Below are 16,734 nucleotides of genomic sequence, written 5' to 3' on the forward strand. Positions count from 1 at the left end.
GCACCGCCAGCAGTGGGCCGCACCGCGCGAGGCCGACCGGACACCGGAGGAACAACCGATGACCACTGCCATCGCGGACCCTGCGGACCCGCGGGAAGCATTCCCGCTCGCGCCCGAGGGATCACGGGTCCTACCCGGCAGCGAACCGCCGAGCAACGCGGCGACCCGCCCGTGGGTCCTCCGGTTCGCCCGGACCCCCGATGCCACGCAGGCCATCGTGAGACCGCCGGCCGTCTACGACAGCGAATCGCAGATGTCCGTCGGTCTCCACGACGGCCCGCTCCCCTCCATGCAGACCCACACGCCCACCGTCCCGGACGGGAACATCACCAACCCGCCGCCGCTCGACGAGGGCCCGAAGGACTGACGCCCATGCCTGCCGTACTCGTGATCGCAGCGCGCGACGACTGGCCGACCGACCGCGTCGTCAAGGCCCTCACGGACGGTGGGGCGGAGGTGTTCCGCATGGACACCGCCGAGTTTCCGCAGGAACTCACCCTCGCCGGGCGCATCGACGCCCGGCGAGGGTGGACCGGCGGACTCACCACCCCTCGCCGAACCGTCGGCCTCGCGGACATCTCCGCCGTCTACTACCGCGCCCCGAACCCCTTCACCTTCCCCACCGCCATGTCCGGGCCCGAGCGCCGGTTCGCCGCCGCTCAGGCCCGCGCCGGCCTCGGCGGCATCATCACCGCGCTCGACTGCCGATGGGTCAACCACCCGGCCGCCATGTCCCGCGCCGAGTACAAGCCCCTCCAGCTCGCCACCGCGCGAGAGGCCGGACTGCCCATCCCGCCCACGCTCATCACGAACAGCCCCGACACCGTCCTCGCCTTCTGCGGCGACGTCGGCGGCGACGTCATCTGCAAACCGGTCGCCAGCCCCGTCGTCATCGAGGGCGACCAGCTCAAGACCGTGTACACCCGCCGCGTCACCGCGGGCGACCTCGACGACCTGCGCGGCATCGACACCACGGCGCACCTGTTCCAAGCGTGGGTGCCCAAGGCGCACGAGGTACGCCTCACCGTTGTGGGCGACCGTCTCTTCGCCGCCGAGGTCCACGCGGGCAGCGAGGCCGCCCACACGGACTGGCGCAGCGACTACGCATCGCTCACCTACCGGCCCTGCACCACACCGGCCGGGATCGCCGAGGGCGTGCGACGCTACATGCGCGCCATCGAGCTGCGCTTCGCCGCCATGGACTTCATCGTCAGCCCTGACGGCACCTGGACGTTCCTGGAGGCGAATCCCTGCGGCCAGTGGGACTGGATCCAGCACGCCACCGGTCTCGACATCGCTCAGGCCATCGCCGACGAACTGAACGGAGTCCCCGCATGAGCGCCCCGCCCCTCGACCAGGCGCGCCCCTACATGACGGCGCTCGCCGACGAACTCGCCGCGGCCGGAGCGATCCGAACGGGCCCGTGGGCCGCGGCGTTCGGGCACGTGCCACGACACCTGTTCGTGCCGCGCTGGTTCGCGCCGGAGACCGACCACAAGGGCATCACCGTGTGGCGGGAGCATCACGGCGCGGCCACCGCCGACGCCCTCGCCGCCGTCTACCGCGACCAGACGCTCGTGACCGCCCTCGACCCCGACACCGCCGAGCAGGTCGACGACACCGCGTGGACCGGCATTCCCACCTCGTCCAGCACCCTGCCCAGCCTCATGGCCGGAATGCTCGAAGACCTCAGCGTCGAGGACGGACATCGCGTCCTCGAGATCGGCACCGGCACCGGCTACAACGCCGCGTTGCTCAGCGCCCGCCTCGGCGGCCACCTCGTGCACTCCGTCGACATCGACCCTGCCCTCGTCGACCAGGCGCAGCGCGCTCTCTCTTCCGTCGGCTTCACGCCTCAGCTCACGACCGGCGACGGAACCCGGACCTCTTCCCCGGTAGGCCGCTTCGACCGGATCATCGCCACGTGCTCGGTGCCGTCCATCCCGGCCGCCTGGATCGAGCAGAGCAGGCCCGGCACGATCCTGGTCGCCGACGTCGCCCTCGGCATCGAGGGCGGACTCGTCCGCCTGGAGGTCGACGCGCGGGGCCGCGCCCTCGGCCGCTTCACGACCAACGCCGGGCGCTTCATGGCCGCGCGCGGCGAGGCACGGACCTACCCCGCGCCGCAGCGCCCCGAGCGCGCCGCCGAAACGGGTACCCGGCCGTCGACGGTCACCGCCGACGACATCCGCGGCAACTACGCCTTCCGTCTGCTGCTCGCGCTCCGTCTGCCGAAGGCGGAAACCGTCTACCACGTCGACGACGCCGGAGCCATGTCGCTACAGATCCAGACGGCCGACGGATCGTGGGCCCGTACCCCCCTCGCCGGGCAGCGGTCCGAAACGGTCACCTATGGCGGCGAAGCCGAGCTCTGGGCCACGGTCGAGGACACCTGGCGTTGGTGGAACGACGCCGCCCGCCCCACGCACGACAGCTTCGGGTACGCCCGCGAGGCAGCCGGACACGCGTACGTCTGGCACCTCCCGGACGGCACCCGATGGAACCTCCCCACCACCTAGCAGCCCGTACGACGACGCCCCCGCCCGGCAGCACCGGGTGGGGGCGTCTCGTCGTACGCGGGGAGCGTTGCGTCAGCGCAGCTCGATCCCGGTGTGCCGGCCGAGCGCGGCGAGGAACTCGCCCCGCGACAGCGCGGCCGCGACCAGCTCGATGTCGTCGGCCATGTACCGGTCCACGCCGAGCGTGGGCACCAGCGAGCGCACCGCGTCGTACGTCGCCTGCGACGCCGGGCTGAGGTCCTCGAACCGGCGCGAGACGTCCACGGCCTGGGCGGCGGCGAGGAACTCCACCGCGAGGATGCGGTTGTTGTTGCCCAGCACCCGGCGGCTGTTGCGGGCGGCGATCAGACCCATGCTGACGACGTCCTGGTTGTCGCCGTTGGACGGCACGGACTGGGTGGACGCGGGGCCGATGGTGCGGTTCTCGGCGACGAGGGCGGTGGCGGGGTACTGCGCGCCCGCGAAGCCACAGTTCAGGCCCGGATCGGCGGCCACCAGGAACTCCGGCAGGCCGTAGCTGAGGTGACGGTTCAGCAGACGGTTCAGCTGGCGCTCCGCCAGGACGCCGAGCTGGGTCAGGGCGATCGTCACGAAGTCCATGGCGAACGCGATCGGCTGGCCGTGGAAGTTCGCGCCGTGGAAGATCTCCTGCCCCTCGAAGAACAGCGGGTTGTCGTTCGCCGAGTTGAGCTCGATCTCCAGCTTGTCCTGCGCGTGGTACAGGGTGTCGCGCACCGCGCCGAGGATCTGCGGGACGGCCCGCAGCGTGTACGCCTTCTGCAGGTAGGTGTCGGTGCGCTGGACCTGCGCGCCGTCCTTCTTCACGTCCTGCACCTGGCGCCGCAGTTCCGCGTGGTCGGCGATCAGCTTGCTGCCCGCGAGCAGCGTCCGCATGTTGGCGGCGGAGTCGATCTGGCCGCGGTGCGGCCGGGCGACGTCGTGGCCCTCGGCGAGGAACGGGCTGGCGGATCCGCGCAGCACGTCGTTGATCAGCGCGGAGACCAGTTCCGCCTGGCGGGTCTGGGCGTAGGCGCGCTCCACCACCAGCGAACCGAGACCGGTCATCGCCGAGGTGCCGTTGATCAGCGCGAGGCCCTCCTTGAAGCGCAGCTGGAGCGGCTCGATGCCCTCCTCGCGCAGCACCGCGGCGGTCTCCACCCGGCGCCCGTCGCGCAGCACGTAGCCCTCACCGATCAGCGTGCTCGCGATGTGCGAGAGCGGCACCAGGTCACCACTGGCACCGAGCGAGCCGATCTCGGGGATGGCGGGGACGATGCCCCGGTTCAGGTAGAGGGCGAGACGCTCCAGGATCTCCGGACGGACCGCGGAGTGTCCCTTGGCGAGCGTGTTCAGCCGGGCCGCCACGATCGCCCGCGCCTCGTCCTCGGCGAATATCGGTCCCACGCCCGAGCTGTGGCTGCGCACCAGGTTGGTCTGCAGCTCGACTTCCTTCGACTTGTCGATCTGCATGTAGATCATCTCGCCGTAACCGGTGGTCACGCCGTAGATGGGGATGTTCTGCCCGGCCAGGTCCTCCAGCATGGCGCGGCTGCGCTCGGTCTTCGCGACCGACTCGGGGGCGACGGCGGCCGGCGTCCCTTCCTCGGCGACGCGCCGGACCGCGTCGATGGTGAGGGTCTGGCCGTCGAAGGAGACGGGCACGGTGGAGGTCTCGACGGTGGTCAACGCTTCACTCCAGGCGTAGATGGGTGCGGGAAGTGCGGGAAGGTGCGGGAACGTGCGGGGCGGGGAAGGGCCGGGGTCACCGGTCAGCTCAGGGCGTCCTCGGCGGCGAGCGCGCGAATGGTGCGGCGCAGCAGCTTGCCCGTCGGATTGCGGGGCAGCCGGGCGACGAAGGTGACGTCCTCCGGCACCTTGTACCAGGTCAGCGACGAGCGGCAGGCGTCGAGCAGTTCGTCACGCAGCGCCTGTGCGGCCGTCTCGTCCCGAGCATGCCGCAGAACCGCGTAGGCGCGCAGCACGGAGATGCCGGAGTCGCGCCGCACCGCGCACACGGCCGCCTCCTCGACGGCCGGATGCGCCATCAGACGGTCCTCGATCTCCGTCGGGTGGACGTTGATCCCGCCCACGATCTCGACGTCGTCGAGCCGCCCGTACACCCGCACGAAGCCGTCGGCGTCCATCGTCGCGGCGTCGCTGGTCGTCCACCAGGTGTCGGCGGAGAGCCGCACCGGCGCGTCGGCACCGCTCGGGACGCCCAGACCGATGGTGGGGCCCGACACCTCCAGGCGGCCCTCGACGTCCGGCGGGACCGGGGCGCCCGTGTCGTCGACGACCCGCAGCCGGTAGGGCGCGACCGCCCGGCCGAGGGTGAACTCGCGCATCCCGCCGGGGCCGTTGGCCAGGACGGCATGACCGATCTCCGTCGTCCCGTAGACGTTCAGGAGCCGAGGGCCGAGCACACCGCGCAGCTCGTTCTCCAGCGACTCGGGCAGCACCTCGCCCGCGACCACGGCCACCCGCAGCCGGGCGAGGACCCGCCGGGCGTCCGGGTGACCGAGCATGTGGGCGAAGAAGGTGGGCTGGCTGTAGAAGACGGTCACGCCGTACTTCTCCAGCACGGCCAGCGAGTCGCCAGGCGCGAGCCGCCGCGGCGTGAGCACCGTGGCGCCACCGGTCAGCAGCGGGAAGAACAGGGAGTTGCCGAGGCCGTACGCGAAGTTCATCCGCGGCACCGAGTAGCTGACGTCGTCCGCGGTGACGCCGACCGCCGCACCCGCCGCCGCGGTCAGGATCTCCGGGTCGCCGTGCGTGTGGAAGCAGAGCTTCGGGCCGCCGGTCGTGCCGGAGGTGAACGCGGCGAAGGCGGGCGTGTCGTCCGTCACCCGCGCGTACGGCGGCACCGGGCCGTCGCCGCGCAGCGCGTGCGGAGTGAGCACGGGACCTTCGAACAGCTCAGCGAACTCGGGAGCGGACACCACGGCCATGGGCCGGGCGATCGCGGCGGCCCGGCCCATCTCGTCCGGATGGAACATGGAGTTGACCGGGACGGCCACGGCGCCGATGCGCAGCGCGCCCAGGAAGGCGTGGACGAAGTCGATGCCGTCGGGAAGGACGATGAGGATGCGCGAGCCCCGGCCGAGACCCTGCGTGGCGAACGCGGCGGCGGCCCGCTCCGCGCCGGTGAGCACGTCCTCGAAGCGGTACACGCTCTCGTCCACGTAGTACGCGGGGCGCTCCAGCCAGCCCCGGGACAGCGCCGTGTCCGCCAGACGTGCGACGAAGTTGGTCATCGGCAGACTCCTTCGATCTCCACCAGCAGGTCGGGACGGCAGACGTCGACGTTGAAGTAGGCGATGTCCGCCCCGGGCCGGAACGCCTCCGCGCACCGGGCGCGTACGGCGGGCAGGTGCTCCGCGTCGCGGACGTAGACCTTGACGCAGTCGAGGTCGGTCAGCCGGAATCCGCCCGGCAGGCCGTGTCCGCCGAGGTTCTCGGCCCCGATCAGGGCCTCGATGTTCGCGAGCGTGGTGGCGCACTGACGCTCGATGTCGTCGAGGTGGACGGTGTCGTCACCGATGATGCTGGCCGTGCCGGACACGTACAGGACGGGCCGGGCCCCGGCGCCGGGCTCCAGGTACGTGGCCCGGGCGAAGCTCGGCGACTTCGGGCCGTACTGGGTCGGATACCGGTGGGCCGGGGTCTGCCGCGGGTTCTCCAGGTGCCGGGCCCGGCCGGTGCGGCAGGCCAGGAAGTACAGGTCGATGCCGGGGCGCAGGGCCCCGATACCGGTCGCCGCGGGCATGCCGGGGATCCGGTCGGCCCACGCCTCGAAGACCTCGGCGCGGCCCACGCAGAAGTCCCGGTAGTTCTCCATGCCCTCGGCATTGGGGCCGGTGATGGCTCCGACGAGGTTCCACATCCGCAGCAGCTCGGTGTAGCCGAGCCGCCACATCAGCGAGAACGCCGCTTCGTACACCGCGCGAACGGTGTCCCGGTAGACGCCCTGCTCGTCGATGCGCACCGCGCAGAAGAAGTGCTCCCCGTCCTCCGCGTACACCAGATCCCCGGCCCGGCCGGAACGCACCGGCCGGTCGGTGGTCCACACCTCGGTGATCCGCTCGGCGGCCGGTTCGGCCATGGAGATCCGGACCAGCGGGGCGCCGTGGTGCAGCAGCGGCGGCCGGCCGCTCTGCCCGTAGGTGACCCGGCCGAGCACCTGGCGACCGGCGACGCGTTCCCGCTCGTCGTCGCCGGGTGTCACGAAGAGGCAGTCCAGCGCGGCCGTCAGGGGCGGCGCGCCGGGATGGCTGACTGTCACGATGTCCTTTCCGCCGCGACGGACGCGGCAGGGGCGGTGTCGAAGAAGGTCACCGGGTGGGCGGCTGCCACGGCAGGTCCCGGCCGGCGAAGCCGTCGGCGTCGACCCACAGCGCGCGCAGTCCGCGCAGCGCGGCGGTCGGACGGTAGGACGGGCTGCCGAGCGCGAACCGGGGCGCGCGCACCCGCTGCGCGAAGCGCACCAGTACGGTCGTGGCCACCAGCCGGGCCCACGGCGCGCCGGGGCAGGCGTGCGCCCCGGCGGCGAAGGCCAGGTGCGGCGAGGCCCCGTCCGGGGCGAAGACGTCGGGGCTGGCGGAGCTCGCCGGGTCACGGTGGGCCGCCGCGAGCAGCAGCACCATGACGGTGCCGCGCGGCACCGTCGTACCGTCCAGGTCGAGGTCCGCTCCGGCGGTGCGCCGGACGAACTGGACCGGCGGGTCGAGCCGGAGCGTCTCCTCCACCAGGTGCCGGGCGTGGCCCGGGTCGCGGCGCAGGGTGTCGGTCTCGTGCGGGGCCCGCAGCAGGGCGAGCACGCCGGCCGAGACCAGGGCGGCGGTGGGCTCGTAGCCGGACGTGAACAGGGTCTGGCCGACCGCCGCGGCCTCGGCGTCGGTGAGGCGCTCGCCGTGCTCGTCCGGCCGGATCAGCAGCGACAGCACGTCGTCGCCGTGGCCGTGGCGACGCCGGTCGCGCACGGCTTCGGCGAAGTACGCGGCGAGTTCGGCGTCCGCCTGGCGGTTCCGTTCGGCCGCGTCCGCCACGGCGCCGGGGTTCGCCATGCCGCCGCGGTCCGCGACGCCCAGGTGGTCCGGTGCCGGGGTGAGCGCCATCGCCCGCCGGTGCAGCCACGGCGCGTCCGCGGCCGGGAGGCCCAGCAGGTGGGAGAGGACGGCCAGCGGCACCGGATGGGCGAGATCGCTGACCACGTCGAGCCGGCCGCGGGCCGCCACCGAGTCGAGCCGGTCGTCGACCAGGCGGCCGACGAGCGGGGCGAGGGCCGGTCCGTCCCACGCCGAGGCCGCCCGGTCGAGGCCACGGCGCAGCCGGACCGAGGCGGCCGGGCAGCCGTCGGCGCCGGCCGCCGTGGTGTCCGCCGCCCGCAGCGCGGCCCCGCAGTGCGCGCGCGAGGAGAGGACGACGGTGGCGTCGTCCAGCCACACCGGCCCGGCCGCCCGGATGCGGTGCAACAAGGGGTAGGGGTCGGCGCGGGCGGCACCGTCGAGGAAGCGCAGGACGAGTTCACGGGCCCCGTCCGGACCGTCTTCGGCGCCGGACAAGGGGCGTGCCGCCGATCGAACGCTTTCCATCGCACAGCCTTTCTGCGTCTGGTTGCGTCGGCAGGATGTGCGGTGCGGCCCGCGCTCGTCCACGGCGAGTTGCACAAGCGTTCAGGGGTTGCACCGGCCCGCGAAGACTTCGCCAAGTCCGCTTGTCACGCACCCCGGAACGCTCGTGGGATGGCCGCGGACGGCCGCAGGACACGCGTGAGGGGACAGCTACACATGGCAGAGGAACTCGTCGTCGGGAAGCCGGGCACGCGGACCGCGGACCGGCGGTCCGGTGCGGCCGACACGGCCGGTGCGGCCGGGGCAGCCGCCCCGCCCGGAGCCGACGCGCGGCGCACCCGGGCGCTCGCGCTCCTGCTGATCGGTCCCTTCCTCTCGCTGTTCGACCAGTTCTGCGTCAATCTCGCGGCCCCGTCCATCAACGAGTCGTTCCGGCTCACGCCGTTCGAGTTCCAGGCGGTGGTCGGGGGGTACGGACTCGTCTACGGGCTCGGCCTGATCACCGGCGGCCGGCTCGGCGACCTGTTCGGCAGGCGGCGGGTGTACCGGGCGGGCATCGCCGCCTTCGCGCTGACGACGCTGGCCTGTGCGCTGGCCTGGTCGCCCGAGTCACTGATCGCGGCCCGGCTCGCCCAGGGCGCGGCGGCGGCCGTGCTCCAGCCGCAGGTCCTGGCCCTGATCCGGGCCCAGTTCCCGCCCGCGGAGCAGCAGAAGGCGCTGTCCTGGTTCGCCGTGTCGATGAGTCTGGGCATGGTGGCGGGGCAGATCCTCGGCGGGGCCCTGCCGACGTGGGACCTGTTCGGCCTCGGCTGGCGTCCGGTCTTCCTCATCGCCGTGCCGCTGTGCCTCGCGGTGTACGTGCTGCTGCCCAAGGTGCTGGAGGCCGACCGGCCCGCGCTCGGCGGGCAGGGCGCCGACGTCGCGGGCGCCGTGCTCAGCGCGGTCTCGGTGGCGTGCGTGCTGCTGCCGCTCGCCGCGGTCCGGGAGTGGTCCTTCCTGCCCGGCGGCCTTGCCGTGTGCGTGGTGGGCTGTCTGCTGGCGGCCGGGTTCGTGCGGTACCAGCGGGCCCGGATCCGGGCCGGGCGCCTCGCCCTGCTGCCGGTGGACCTGTTCGCCGTGCCCGTCTTCGTCCACGGCGTCCTGCTGAACTTCCTGCTGTACATGGCCAGCGTGCCGTTCGCCGTCGTCCTCGCCCTCTACCTGCAGGACGAGGCGGGTCTGAGCCCGGCCGGGGCGGGCCTCGCGTTCACCCCCGCGGCCGTGGCCATCGCCGTCGGCTCGCGGATCGCCGTACGGCTGCGCACCCGCTTCGGCGACGGCGTGCTGGTGCTGTCCGCCGCGCTGATCGCACTCGGCCTCGCCGCGGCACCGGCCGCCACCGCACTGGACGGTGGCGCCTCGCTGGCGCTGGTCCTGGTGGGGATGGCGGTCTACGGACTGGGCAACGGCATGATCGTCCCGCTGCTCACCGGCACCGTGATGAGCCGGGTGCCGCCCAGGGACGCCGGAGCCGGAGCGGGCGTCCTCGCCACGACCCAGCAGCTGGCCGCGGCGCTCGGCATCGCCGTCGTCGGGATCGTGCTCTACCCGCCGTCCGACGGGTCCCCGCTGCGGTACACCCCGGCGATGGTCGCCGAGGTCGGCATCGCGGTGCTCGCCGTGCTCATGGCGGCCCGCCTGGTCGCGGTCGCGCGGCAGCGGGCGTCCTGACCGACGGGCGTCCGGGCGGCGGGAGGAACACGGCGGCGGACCCCGGCGGAACACGGCGGCGGACCCCGGCGGAACACGGCGGAGCGGGCCCCGTCCGGCGTCCCCCGCCCCGTCAGGCGTCCCCCGCCTCCGCCCTGAACCACAGCCCCGCCTTGAACCACGCCTCCGCCGTCCGGATCCGGGCCTCCGTCTCGGCCCGGTCCGCGCCGGTGATGACGAACGCGGCCAGGAAGTCCCCGGAGTGCGCGGCGTCCTGGACGGTGTCGCCGACCTCCGCGTACGTCGTGTACTTCACGACGCCCTCCGGCAGCGTCGCCGGGTCGGGCAGCGAGGCGAGGACACCGGGCCGCTTGGTGAAGAGCAGCTGTCCGGCCAGCCGCTCCGGGTCGGCGCGCTCGCCGGTCGGGGCGGGCAGGCCGAGCTGGCGGCGGACCGGGTACTCCATCGGGTCGAAGCCGAACAGCGCCCGCTGGACGTCGCGGACGCCCGCGCCGCCGGCCCGGGACGCCGCCTCGCACAGCACCAGTTCGCCGTCGGTGGTGTGGAACACCTCGATGTGGAAGGCGAAGTGCTCCGGGCCGCCGAACGCCGCCAGGATCCGCTCGCCGAACGCGACGAGCCGCCGCGCCAGCGGGTCGGCGGTGTCGAGCGCGATGTCGACCCGCCCCTTGCGGTCCCGGAAGTCGGCCAGCGCGTACTGGTACTGCGACGGCCACATCGTCGCGATCCGGCCGTCCAGGACGGTGCCGTCGATGTGGCACATGGAGCCCTCGACGAACGTCTCGGCCAGCCACTCCGGCTCGCCGTCGGGGCGCAGCAGCTCCGCGTCCCGCGCCCAGTCGGCGAGCTCCTCGCGGGTGCGCAGCACGGACACGCCGACGGACAGCACCCCCAGGCGGGGCTTGACCACGACCGGCAGGCCGTGGGTGTCGGCGAAGGCGTCGAGCTCGGCGGCCGAGCGCAGCAGCACATGGGTGGCGACCGGGATCCCGGCGGCCGTGGCGAGCTTCTTCATCTCCCACTTGTCGCGGTAGACGAGGGCCGACGCGGGCCGCTGGCCCGGCAGTCCGAAACGCTCGCGCAGCGCCGCCGCGCGCAGCACGTCGAACTCCTGGCAGGCCACGACGTCGGTGACGCCGAACTCCTCGATGAGCTCGGCGGCCCGCCGCTCCACGTGGGCGCCGGTGTCGTAGTCGGTGAGCACCTCGGCGTGCAGGTAGGGGGCCTCGGTGGGCAGTTCCTCGCCGAACAGGGCGAGCTGTTCGGCCGAGCCCAGCAGGACGATCTTCTCCCCGTGGTCGGCGAGCCACCGCTCGTACGGGTTGGCGCGCAGCGAGCCGCGGTGCAGGACGAGCGTGGTCATGCGGAGGTCCCTTCGTTCCAGATGCTGACGTAGCGTTCGCCGGTGTCCGGCAGGATCACGACGATGGTGCGGCCCGCGTAGGCGGGGTCCCGGGCGAGCCGGAGCGCGCCGTGCACGGCGGCGCCCGCCGACACCCCGGCGAACACGGCCTGTTCCTTGGTGAGCGCCCGGGAGGTGGCGAGCGCGTCGTCGTCGGAGCAGGTCAGCACCCGGTCGATGAGCTCGATGTCGGTGGCGGGGGAGACGAAGCCGCCGTTCAGACCGGGGATCCGGTGGCTGCCCCCGTACCCCTGGGAGAGCACCGGCGAGCCCGCCGGCTCCACCGCGACGATCTCCACGGACGGGGAGCGCTCGCGCAGGAAGCGTCCGGCGCCGGTCAGGGTGCCGCCGGTGCCGATCCCGGCGACCAGGACGTCGACCCGGCCGCCGGTGTCCGCCCAGATCTCGGGGCCGGTGGACTCGTAGTGGGCGCGCACGTTGTCGGGGTTCTCGTGCTGGCGCATGTACCAGGAGCCGGGTGTGGCGGCCTCGATCTCCTCGGCCTTGGCGATGGCCGCGGGGAATCCGTCGGCGCTGGGCGTCCGGACCACTTCGGCGCCGAGCGCGGCCAGCAGTCCGACCCGCTCCGGGGTGGCGCTGTCGGGCAGCACGACGAGGCAGCGGTAGCCGCGCACGGCGCACAGGGCGGCGAGCGCGATCCCGGTGTTGCCGGAGGTCGACTCGATCACCGTGCCGCCGGGCGGGAGATCGCCGCGCTGCTCGGCGCCGTGCAGCATGGCGAGCGCGGCCCGGTCCTTGCTGCTGGCGAACGGGTTCGCGGACTCGATCTTGGCGAGCACCTCGGTGCCGGGCGCGGCGTCCGGGACGGCGAGGCGGACCAGCGGGGTGTTGCCGATGAGTTCTTCGATCCGGGCGGCGACGCGCCGCCCGGGGGGTGCGATGAGGAGGTCGGTGGTCACCAGAGGGCTCCAGTGGGGGAGGGGGGAGGGGGAAGGTCGGGGGGACGGGTCACCAGGAACCCGCCGAGGCGAGGGCCCGTACGGGGTCGGTGGCGGTACCGGCCGACGGGCGGGCGGTGCGGGGGGCGGTGCGGGGCGCGCCGCCGGGCGGCGCGTCGGAGCCGGGCGGCGCGTCGGAGTCGAGCGGGGCGCCGGGGCCGGGCGGGGTGTCCGGTACGGCCCGGGGGCCCGGCGCCGGGCGGACCACGGAGCGCGCCGCGTACACCCGGGCGCCCGGCGGCAGGTCCTCGGTGACGGTGGCCATCGCCCCGATCAGGGCGTGGTCGCCGATCGTCACGGGACCGAGCACGGTCGCGTTCGCGCCGAGGATCACGCCGTCGCCGATCACCGGGTGGCGGCGGGCGCCCGGCGGGCGCTGGTTGTCGGCCCACCAGCCCACCGCGCCGAGCGTCACCTGCTGGTAGATCGTCACGTCGTCGCCGACGACGGCGGTCTGACCGATCACCACGGCCGCGCCGTGGTCGATGAACACCCGGCGGCCGAGCACCGTGCCGGGATGGATCTCCACCCCGGTCCGGCGCCGGGAGATCCGGGAGATCGTCCGGGCGGTGGTGCGCAGACCTCGGTGGTAGAGCCGGTGGGACACCCGGTGGGCCCACACGGCGGACAGGCCGGTGTGGCCGAGCGCCTCGCGGCGGCTGGTGAGGGACGGGTCCCGGGCGACGACGACGGAGAGGTCCTCGGCCAGGGTCCGCAGCAGTCCCAGTTCCTCGGGCATGCGGTCGACTCCTTTCGGCGCGGCCCGCGCTCAGGCGGCCAGGGCCTGGGCCGCCTGGGCGGCCGGCTCGACGTCGATCCGGATGTCCTCGCGGACCAGCCGCTCGCACAGTTCGACCGCGCTGTCGGTGTCGGTGGCCGTGACCACCACACTGCCGAGCCGGTCCCAGTTGTCGCGCAGCGGCCGTACGGTGTCCCCGGCGGCCACGTTGACCTGCGCGGCCAGCACGTCGGGCCGGGCCCGGACCGCCTCGACGCCCGCGACGGCCGTCACGGTGCCCGGCTCGCGCAGCACCGCGCGCATCACGGCGGCGCCCTTCGGCTCGGGGGAGGCGGCGAGCGGCTCGACCAGGCCGAGCGGCCAGGCCGCGCCGTATCCGATCATGTCGATGCCGTACGCGGCCTCGACCAGCTCCACGATGTTGTCGCCGCCCAGCCGGTTGTGCGACTCGATGACGAGGGGGCCGCGCGAGGAGAGCCGGATCTCGGTGTGGCTGGGGCCGTCGGTGACGCCCATCGCGGTCAGGAAGTCCTCGACCGCGCCGGTCAGCGCCGCGTGGTCGGTGGTGTCGAGGCGCGCGGGCACCGCGTGGCCGAGCTCGGCGAAGTGCCGCTCGCTGGTCAGCTTCTCGGTGACGGCGACGACGACGTGGCGGCCCGCGAAGCTCAGCGCCTCGACGCTGAACTCGGGCCCGTCGATGTACGACTCCATCAGGAAGCCGTCGACGGTGAACATGGTGGAGCCGCGGTCGGTGCGGCCGCCGTCCATCTCCTGGATCCGCGCCCACACCCGGTCCAGGTCCGCCGGGTTCTCGGCGCGCAGCAGCCCGAAGCCCGCGGTGGTGGACACCGGCTTCAGGATGAACGGGAAGCCCGCCCGCTCGCCGAACGAGTCCAGCGACTCGCGGCCCGTCACCAGCTCGGCGAGCGGCGTCGGCAGTCCGCTCTCGGCGAGGTGACGGCGCATCAGCGACTTGTCGCGCATCCGGCGGCTGACCTCGTAGCGGCGTCCGTCGGTCAGCCCGAACAGGTCGCCGAGGCGGCCCGCCGGGTTCACCCCGGGCTCGGTCAGCGACACCACGGCGTCCACGCCGTACACGGCGCGGGCGGCCTCGGCGAACGGCCGGACGGTGTCCCAGTCGGTGTAGTCGACGACCAGGAGCACGTCGGCGGCGCGGGTCTGGTACTCGGTGACCTTGTCCGGGTGCTGGATCAGCACGGTCGTGACGCCGAGCGCCACGTAACGCTCCAGATGGGCGTCGACGCCGCCGATCAGGAGCACCGTCTTGCGGCCGGTCGGCGCGGTGGGGACGGGCGCGGGGGAGGTCTGGTCGGGGGAGGTCTGCTCGGTGGAGCTCATCTGTGGGTTCCCTTCGGGGCGGCCAGGGCGGTCTCGCGGACGTCGGCGCGCAGCAGCTCGCGGACCCGGGCGATCCGGTCGGCGGCCTCGGCGGGCGACTCGGCGTCGACGACGACATAGCCGTGGCGCGTGAACGAGTTGGTGGTGGGCGGCAGTTCGTCCCCGGCGGCGTGGGGGAAGTGCAGCGTCTGTACGTAGGGCAGGGCGCGGATCGCGTCGAGTCCGGAGACCGACCGCAGTTCGCCCGCGGGCAGCAGGAAGAAGCCGACGGACGCGGTGTGCTTCGGCCGCGGCGGCACGACGGGCTCCCCGGCCAGGGTCCGGAAGATCGCCGCCTCGATGTCGTAGTCGGACGCGGTCTCGATCAGCAGCGGGATGCGGTCGCCGCCCAGCCGGGTCTGCGACTCGACGACGCGCGGGCCCCGGTCGGTGAGGATGATCTCGGTGTGCGCCGGGCCGAAGCGGTAGCCGGCCAGGTCGAGCAGGCCGATGACGACCGCGTGGATCGCGCCGCGCTCGGCGTCGCCGAGCGGCGCCGGGTGGACGTGCGCGGTCTCCACGAAGTACGGGGCGCCGGTGGTGTGCTTGGCGGTGATGCCGATGACGTGGTGCACCCCGTCGGCGGAGAGCGTCTCCACACTGAACTCGGGGCCCTGGAGGTACTCCTCGACCAGGTACGGCCCGGGCAGCGCGGCCTCGGTGACCCGCCGGGTCCACTCGTCGAGGTCGGCGGCGTCGCGGATCAGCGCGACCCCCCGGCTGCCGGAGGCGCGGGCGGGCTTGACCACCACCGGCAGCGGCAGCCCGGCGACCGCGCCGGGCACCTCGTCGGCGGTCGCCACGGACACCGCGCGCACCGCCGAAAGGCCGTGCTCGGCGAGCAGTCCGCGCATCGCGGCCTTGTCGTTGAGCAGGCCGATGGCGGCCGCCGGGTTGGGCGAGACGCCGAGCGCCTCCGCCTCGGCGTAGGCCGGCGGCATCGACTCCTCCGCACCCAGGTGCAGCACGTGGCCGATGCCGTGCACGCGGACCGTCGCGGCGATGAGGGTACGCAGCCCCTCCTCGTCGGAGAAGTCGGTGAGCAGCAGTTCCTGGGCGTGCTCGGCGACCTCGTCGAGGTACTCCCGCTCACGCAGCGAGGGGTCCCAGATCGCCCAGACCTCGAAGCCCGCCTCGGCGGCCTTGCGGACGAACTGGCTGTAGGGCATCACCATCAGCAGCCGCTTGGATGCGCCGGTGGAGGTCATGTCGGGGTGCTCCGTTCTGGTACGGATCGGTGGCTCGACGGGGGTCCGCCGCCGCCCGAAGGGCCGCCGGGGGGAGGCGACTTCACGAAGATGCGCCGAGGGGCGGCGGCCGTCTTCCGGGTCGGGGGCGGGTGGGTATCGTGGGGTCAGTCGTCGGAACGGACCTCGGTCGGGAGTGCCGTTCGGTGCGGTGTGAGGTGTGCCGGTCGGTGGTCGTCGGGGGGATGACCACCGGCCGGATCTCCTGCGGTCGGGTCTGGATCGGGTTGTGGCTCAGGCTCTGGATCGGTTCGGCCGGGGTCGGCCGGGGTCAGGCGTCGGACCGGTGGAACCGGGTCAGGACGCGGGCGCCCTGCACCGAGAGCACCCGGCCCAGCGCCTCGTCGTCGTTGAGATCGCCGCTGTCCAGCGTGACCAGGGCGCGTTCGGCGCCGCGTGCGCCGAGTTCGGCGAGCGCGGAGGTGAGCAGCGCGAGACCGATGCCGAGCCCGCGGAACGCGGGGGCGACGGCCACGGACAGGATGCGGCCCTCCCCGTCGGAGGCGTGCGCCAGCACATGACCGGCAGGCCGGCCCGCGATCTCGAGCAGCAGCGTCACCCCGTCGTCGGCCCACAGCCGCCGCAGGGCGGTGCCGAAGGCCGTGGCGTCCACGGTCTTGGGCCCCTTGGTCATGCTGCGCAGATGCAGCGCGTGCAGGGTCTCGATGTCGTCGGGCCCGGCCTGCCGCAGCGTCCCGTCGTCGGGCAGCAGCGGCGGCAGCACCGGCTGCCGCAGATCGATGTCGTACTGGCCCGAGCTGGCGCCGCGCACGAATCCGGCCTCCACCAGCACCGTCGGCACCGCCACGTCACCGCGCAGCACCCGGCCGACACTCAGCCGGTACGGTGCGCCGCGCTCCGCGGCGAGTTCGTCGGCGCGGTCGAGCACCAGGCACAGCAGGGTGCGGGCCGCGCTCTCGCCGTGCCGGCCGGGCAGTGCGGTCAGCGACGCGTCGATGGTGTCGCCGCGCGGGGTGAGGGCCGCCCAGGCGAGCACCTCGTCGCCGGGGCCGGTCAGGCACCAGCTGTTCTCCTCGTAGCCGGGCAGGCCGGTCTCGCGGAGCACGTCGTCGCGGGTGCAGGTGGACACCCCGGTGATCTGCTCCTCGTAGGACCGCACCAGGCGGACCAGGCTGTCCAGCGGGACGTCGGCCGGCCGCTTCACGGCGAGCTGTCCGTTCGGGGTCATG

General features: G+C 73.7%; 14 protein-coding genes. 4 read left to right on the forward strand and 10 right to left on the reverse strand.

The annotated features are described in order from the left end of the window. Nucleotides 1–58: 58 nt before the first annotated feature. From tgmA to ACIPXM_RS31870, 3 genes are read left to right on the forward strand one after another with little or no spacing between them, the layout of a single operon-like run. Entirely contained in the window at nt 59–367 is a 309-nt protein-coding gene (gene tgmA / locus ACIPXM_RS31860; protein ID WP_401662712.1) for a putative ATP-grasp-modified RiPP, read from the forward strand. A gap of 5 nt (nt 368–372) precedes the next feature. Next, on the forward strand, nt 373–1,338 hold the full coding sequence (gene tgmB / locus ACIPXM_RS31865) for an ATP-grasp ribosomal peptide maturase (protein WP_401662714.1): 966 nt from the start codon (nt 373–375) through the stop codon (nt 1,336–1,338). Beyond that, nucleotides 1,335–2,519: a methyltransferase domain-containing protein gene (locus ACIPXM_RS31870; protein ID WP_401662716.1), complete on the forward strand. Its 1,185-nt coding sequence runs from the start codon at nt 1,335–1,337 to the stop codon at nt 2,517–2,519. The genes tgmB and ACIPXM_RS31870 overlap by 4 nt, the downstream gene beginning before the upstream one ends. A 72-nt stretch (nt 2,520–2,591) precedes the next feature. Here the strand turns inward: ACIPXM_RS31870 and cmdF are convergent, their stop codons facing one another. From cmdF to ACIPXM_RS31890, 4 genes are all read right to left on the reverse strand, one after another. Beyond that, entirely contained in the window at nt 2,592–4,205 is a 1,614-nt protein-coding gene (gene cmdF, locus ACIPXM_RS31875; protein WP_401662718.1) for a tyrosine 2,3-aminomutase, read from the reverse strand. An 83-nt stretch (nt 4,206–4,288) separates the two neighbouring features. Continuing rightward, nucleotides 4,289–5,773: a class I adenylate-forming enzyme family protein gene (locus ACIPXM_RS31880; protein ID WP_401662720.1), complete on the reverse strand. Its 1,485-nt coding sequence runs from the start codon at nt 5,771–5,773 to the stop codon at nt 4,289–4,291. Next, the gene (locus tag ACIPXM_RS31885) at nt 5,770–6,801 is read right to left on the reverse strand and encodes an FkbO/Hyg5 family chorismatase (RefSeq protein WP_401662722.1); all 1,032 of its coding nucleotides are present in this window, start codon (nt 6,799–6,801) and stop codon (nt 5,770–5,772) included. The genes ACIPXM_RS31880 and ACIPXM_RS31885 overlap by 4 nt, the downstream gene beginning before the upstream one ends. 49 nt (nt 6,802–6,850) lie before the next feature. Next, a complete protein-coding gene (locus ACIPXM_RS31890; RefSeq protein ID WP_401662724.1) occupies nt 6,851–8,080 on the reverse strand; it encodes a cytochrome P450 in 1,230 nt (409 codons plus the stop codon). Nucleotides 8,081–8,305: 225 nt separating this feature from the next. On the opposite strand from ACIPXM_RS31890, the gene ACIPXM_RS31895 reads away from it, so the two are divergent. Then, nucleotides 8,306–9,799 (forward strand): MFS transporter, encoded by a 1,494-nt coding sequence (locus ACIPXM_RS31895; RefSeq protein ID WP_401662726.1) that lies wholly within the window; start codon nt 8,306–8,308, stop codon nt 9,797–9,799. 112 nt (nt 9,800–9,911) lie between these two features. Here the strand turns inward: ACIPXM_RS31895 and ACIPXM_RS31900 are convergent, their stop codons facing one another. From ACIPXM_RS31900 to ACIPXM_RS31925, 6 genes are all read right to left on the reverse strand, one after another. Then, the gene (locus ACIPXM_RS31900; RefSeq protein ID WP_401662728.1) at nt 9,912–11,162 is read right to left on the reverse strand and encodes a NikS protein; all 1,251 of its coding nucleotides are present in this window, start codon (nt 11,160–11,162) and stop codon (nt 9,912–9,914) included. After that, entirely contained in the window at nt 11,159–12,121 is a 963-nt protein-coding gene (locus ACIPXM_RS31905; protein WP_401662730.1) for a PLP-dependent cysteine synthase family protein, read from the reverse strand. Before ACIPXM_RS31905 ends, ACIPXM_RS31900 begins: the two co-directional genes overlap by 4 nt. A 49-nt stretch (nt 12,122–12,170) precedes the next feature. Next, entirely contained in the window at nt 12,171–12,899 is a 729-nt protein-coding gene (gene epsC, locus ACIPXM_RS31910) for a serine O-acetyltransferase EpsC (RefSeq protein WP_401662732.1), read from the reverse strand. Between the two features lie 30 nt (nt 12,900–12,929). Continuing rightward, entirely contained in the window at nt 12,930–14,258 is a 1,329-nt protein-coding gene (locus ACIPXM_RS31915; RefSeq protein ID WP_401662734.1) for an ATP-grasp domain-containing protein, read from the reverse strand. Then, nucleotides 14,255–15,505: an ATP-grasp domain-containing protein gene (locus tag ACIPXM_RS31920; protein ID WP_401662736.1), complete on the reverse strand. Its 1,251-nt coding sequence runs from the start codon at nt 15,503–15,505 to the stop codon at nt 14,255–14,257. Before ACIPXM_RS31920 ends, ACIPXM_RS31915 begins: the two co-directional genes overlap by 4 nt. A 310-nt stretch (nt 15,506–15,815) precedes the next feature. After that, the gene (locus ACIPXM_RS31925) at nt 15,816–16,733 is read right to left on the reverse strand and encodes a GNAT family N-acetyltransferase (RefSeq protein ID WP_401662738.1); all 918 of its coding nucleotides are present in this window, start codon (nt 16,731–16,733) and stop codon (nt 15,816–15,818) included. Nucleotide 16,734: the final 1 nt, after the last annotated feature.

The sequence above is a fragment of the Streptomyces sp. NPDC090025 genome (assembly GCF_044748125.1).
In the GTDB taxonomy this organism is placed as follows: Bacteria; Actinomycetota; Actinomycetes; order Streptomycetales; family Streptomycetaceae; genus Streptomyces.

Excerpts from the sequence above, each read along its gene's own strand:
- tgmA (WP_401662712.1), top strand. The coding sequence starts at position 59 with ATGACCACTGCCATCGCGGACCCTGCGGACCCGCGGGAAGCATTCCCG.
- tgmB (WP_401662714.1), top strand. The coding sequence starts at position 373 with ATGCCTGCCGTACTCGTGATCGCAGCGCGCGACGACTGGCCGACCGAC.
- ACIPXM_RS31870 (WP_401662716.1), top strand. The coding sequence starts at position 1,335 with ATGAGCGCCCCGCCCCTCGACCAGGCGCGCCCCTACATGACGGCGCTC.
- ACIPXM_RS31880 (WP_401662720.1), bottom strand. The coding sequence starts at position 5,773 with ATGACCAACTTCGTCGCACGTCTGGCGGACACGGCGCTGTCCCGGGGC.
- ACIPXM_RS31895 (WP_401662726.1), top strand. The coding sequence starts at position 8,306 with ATGGCAGAGGAACTCGTCGTCGGGAAGCCGGGCACGCGGACCGCGGAC.
- ACIPXM_RS31900 (WP_401662728.1), bottom strand. The coding sequence starts at position 11,162 with ATGACCACGCTCGTCCTGCACCGCGGCTCGCTGCGCGCCAACCCGTAC.
- epsC (WP_401662732.1), bottom strand. The coding sequence starts at position 12,899 with ATGCCCGAGGAACTGGGACTGCTGCGGACCCTGGCCGAGGACCTCTCC.
- ACIPXM_RS31915 (WP_401662734.1), bottom strand. The coding sequence starts at position 14,258 with ATGAGCTCCACCGAGCAGACCTCCCCCGACCAGACCTCCCCCGCGCCC.
- ACIPXM_RS31920 (WP_401662736.1), bottom strand. The coding sequence starts at position 15,505 with ATGACCTCCACCGGCGCATCCAAGCGGCTGCTGATGGTGATGCCCTAC.
- ACIPXM_RS31925 (WP_401662738.1), bottom strand. The coding sequence starts at position 16,733 with ATGACCCCGAACGGACAGCTCGCCGTGAAGCGGCCGGCCGACGTCCCG.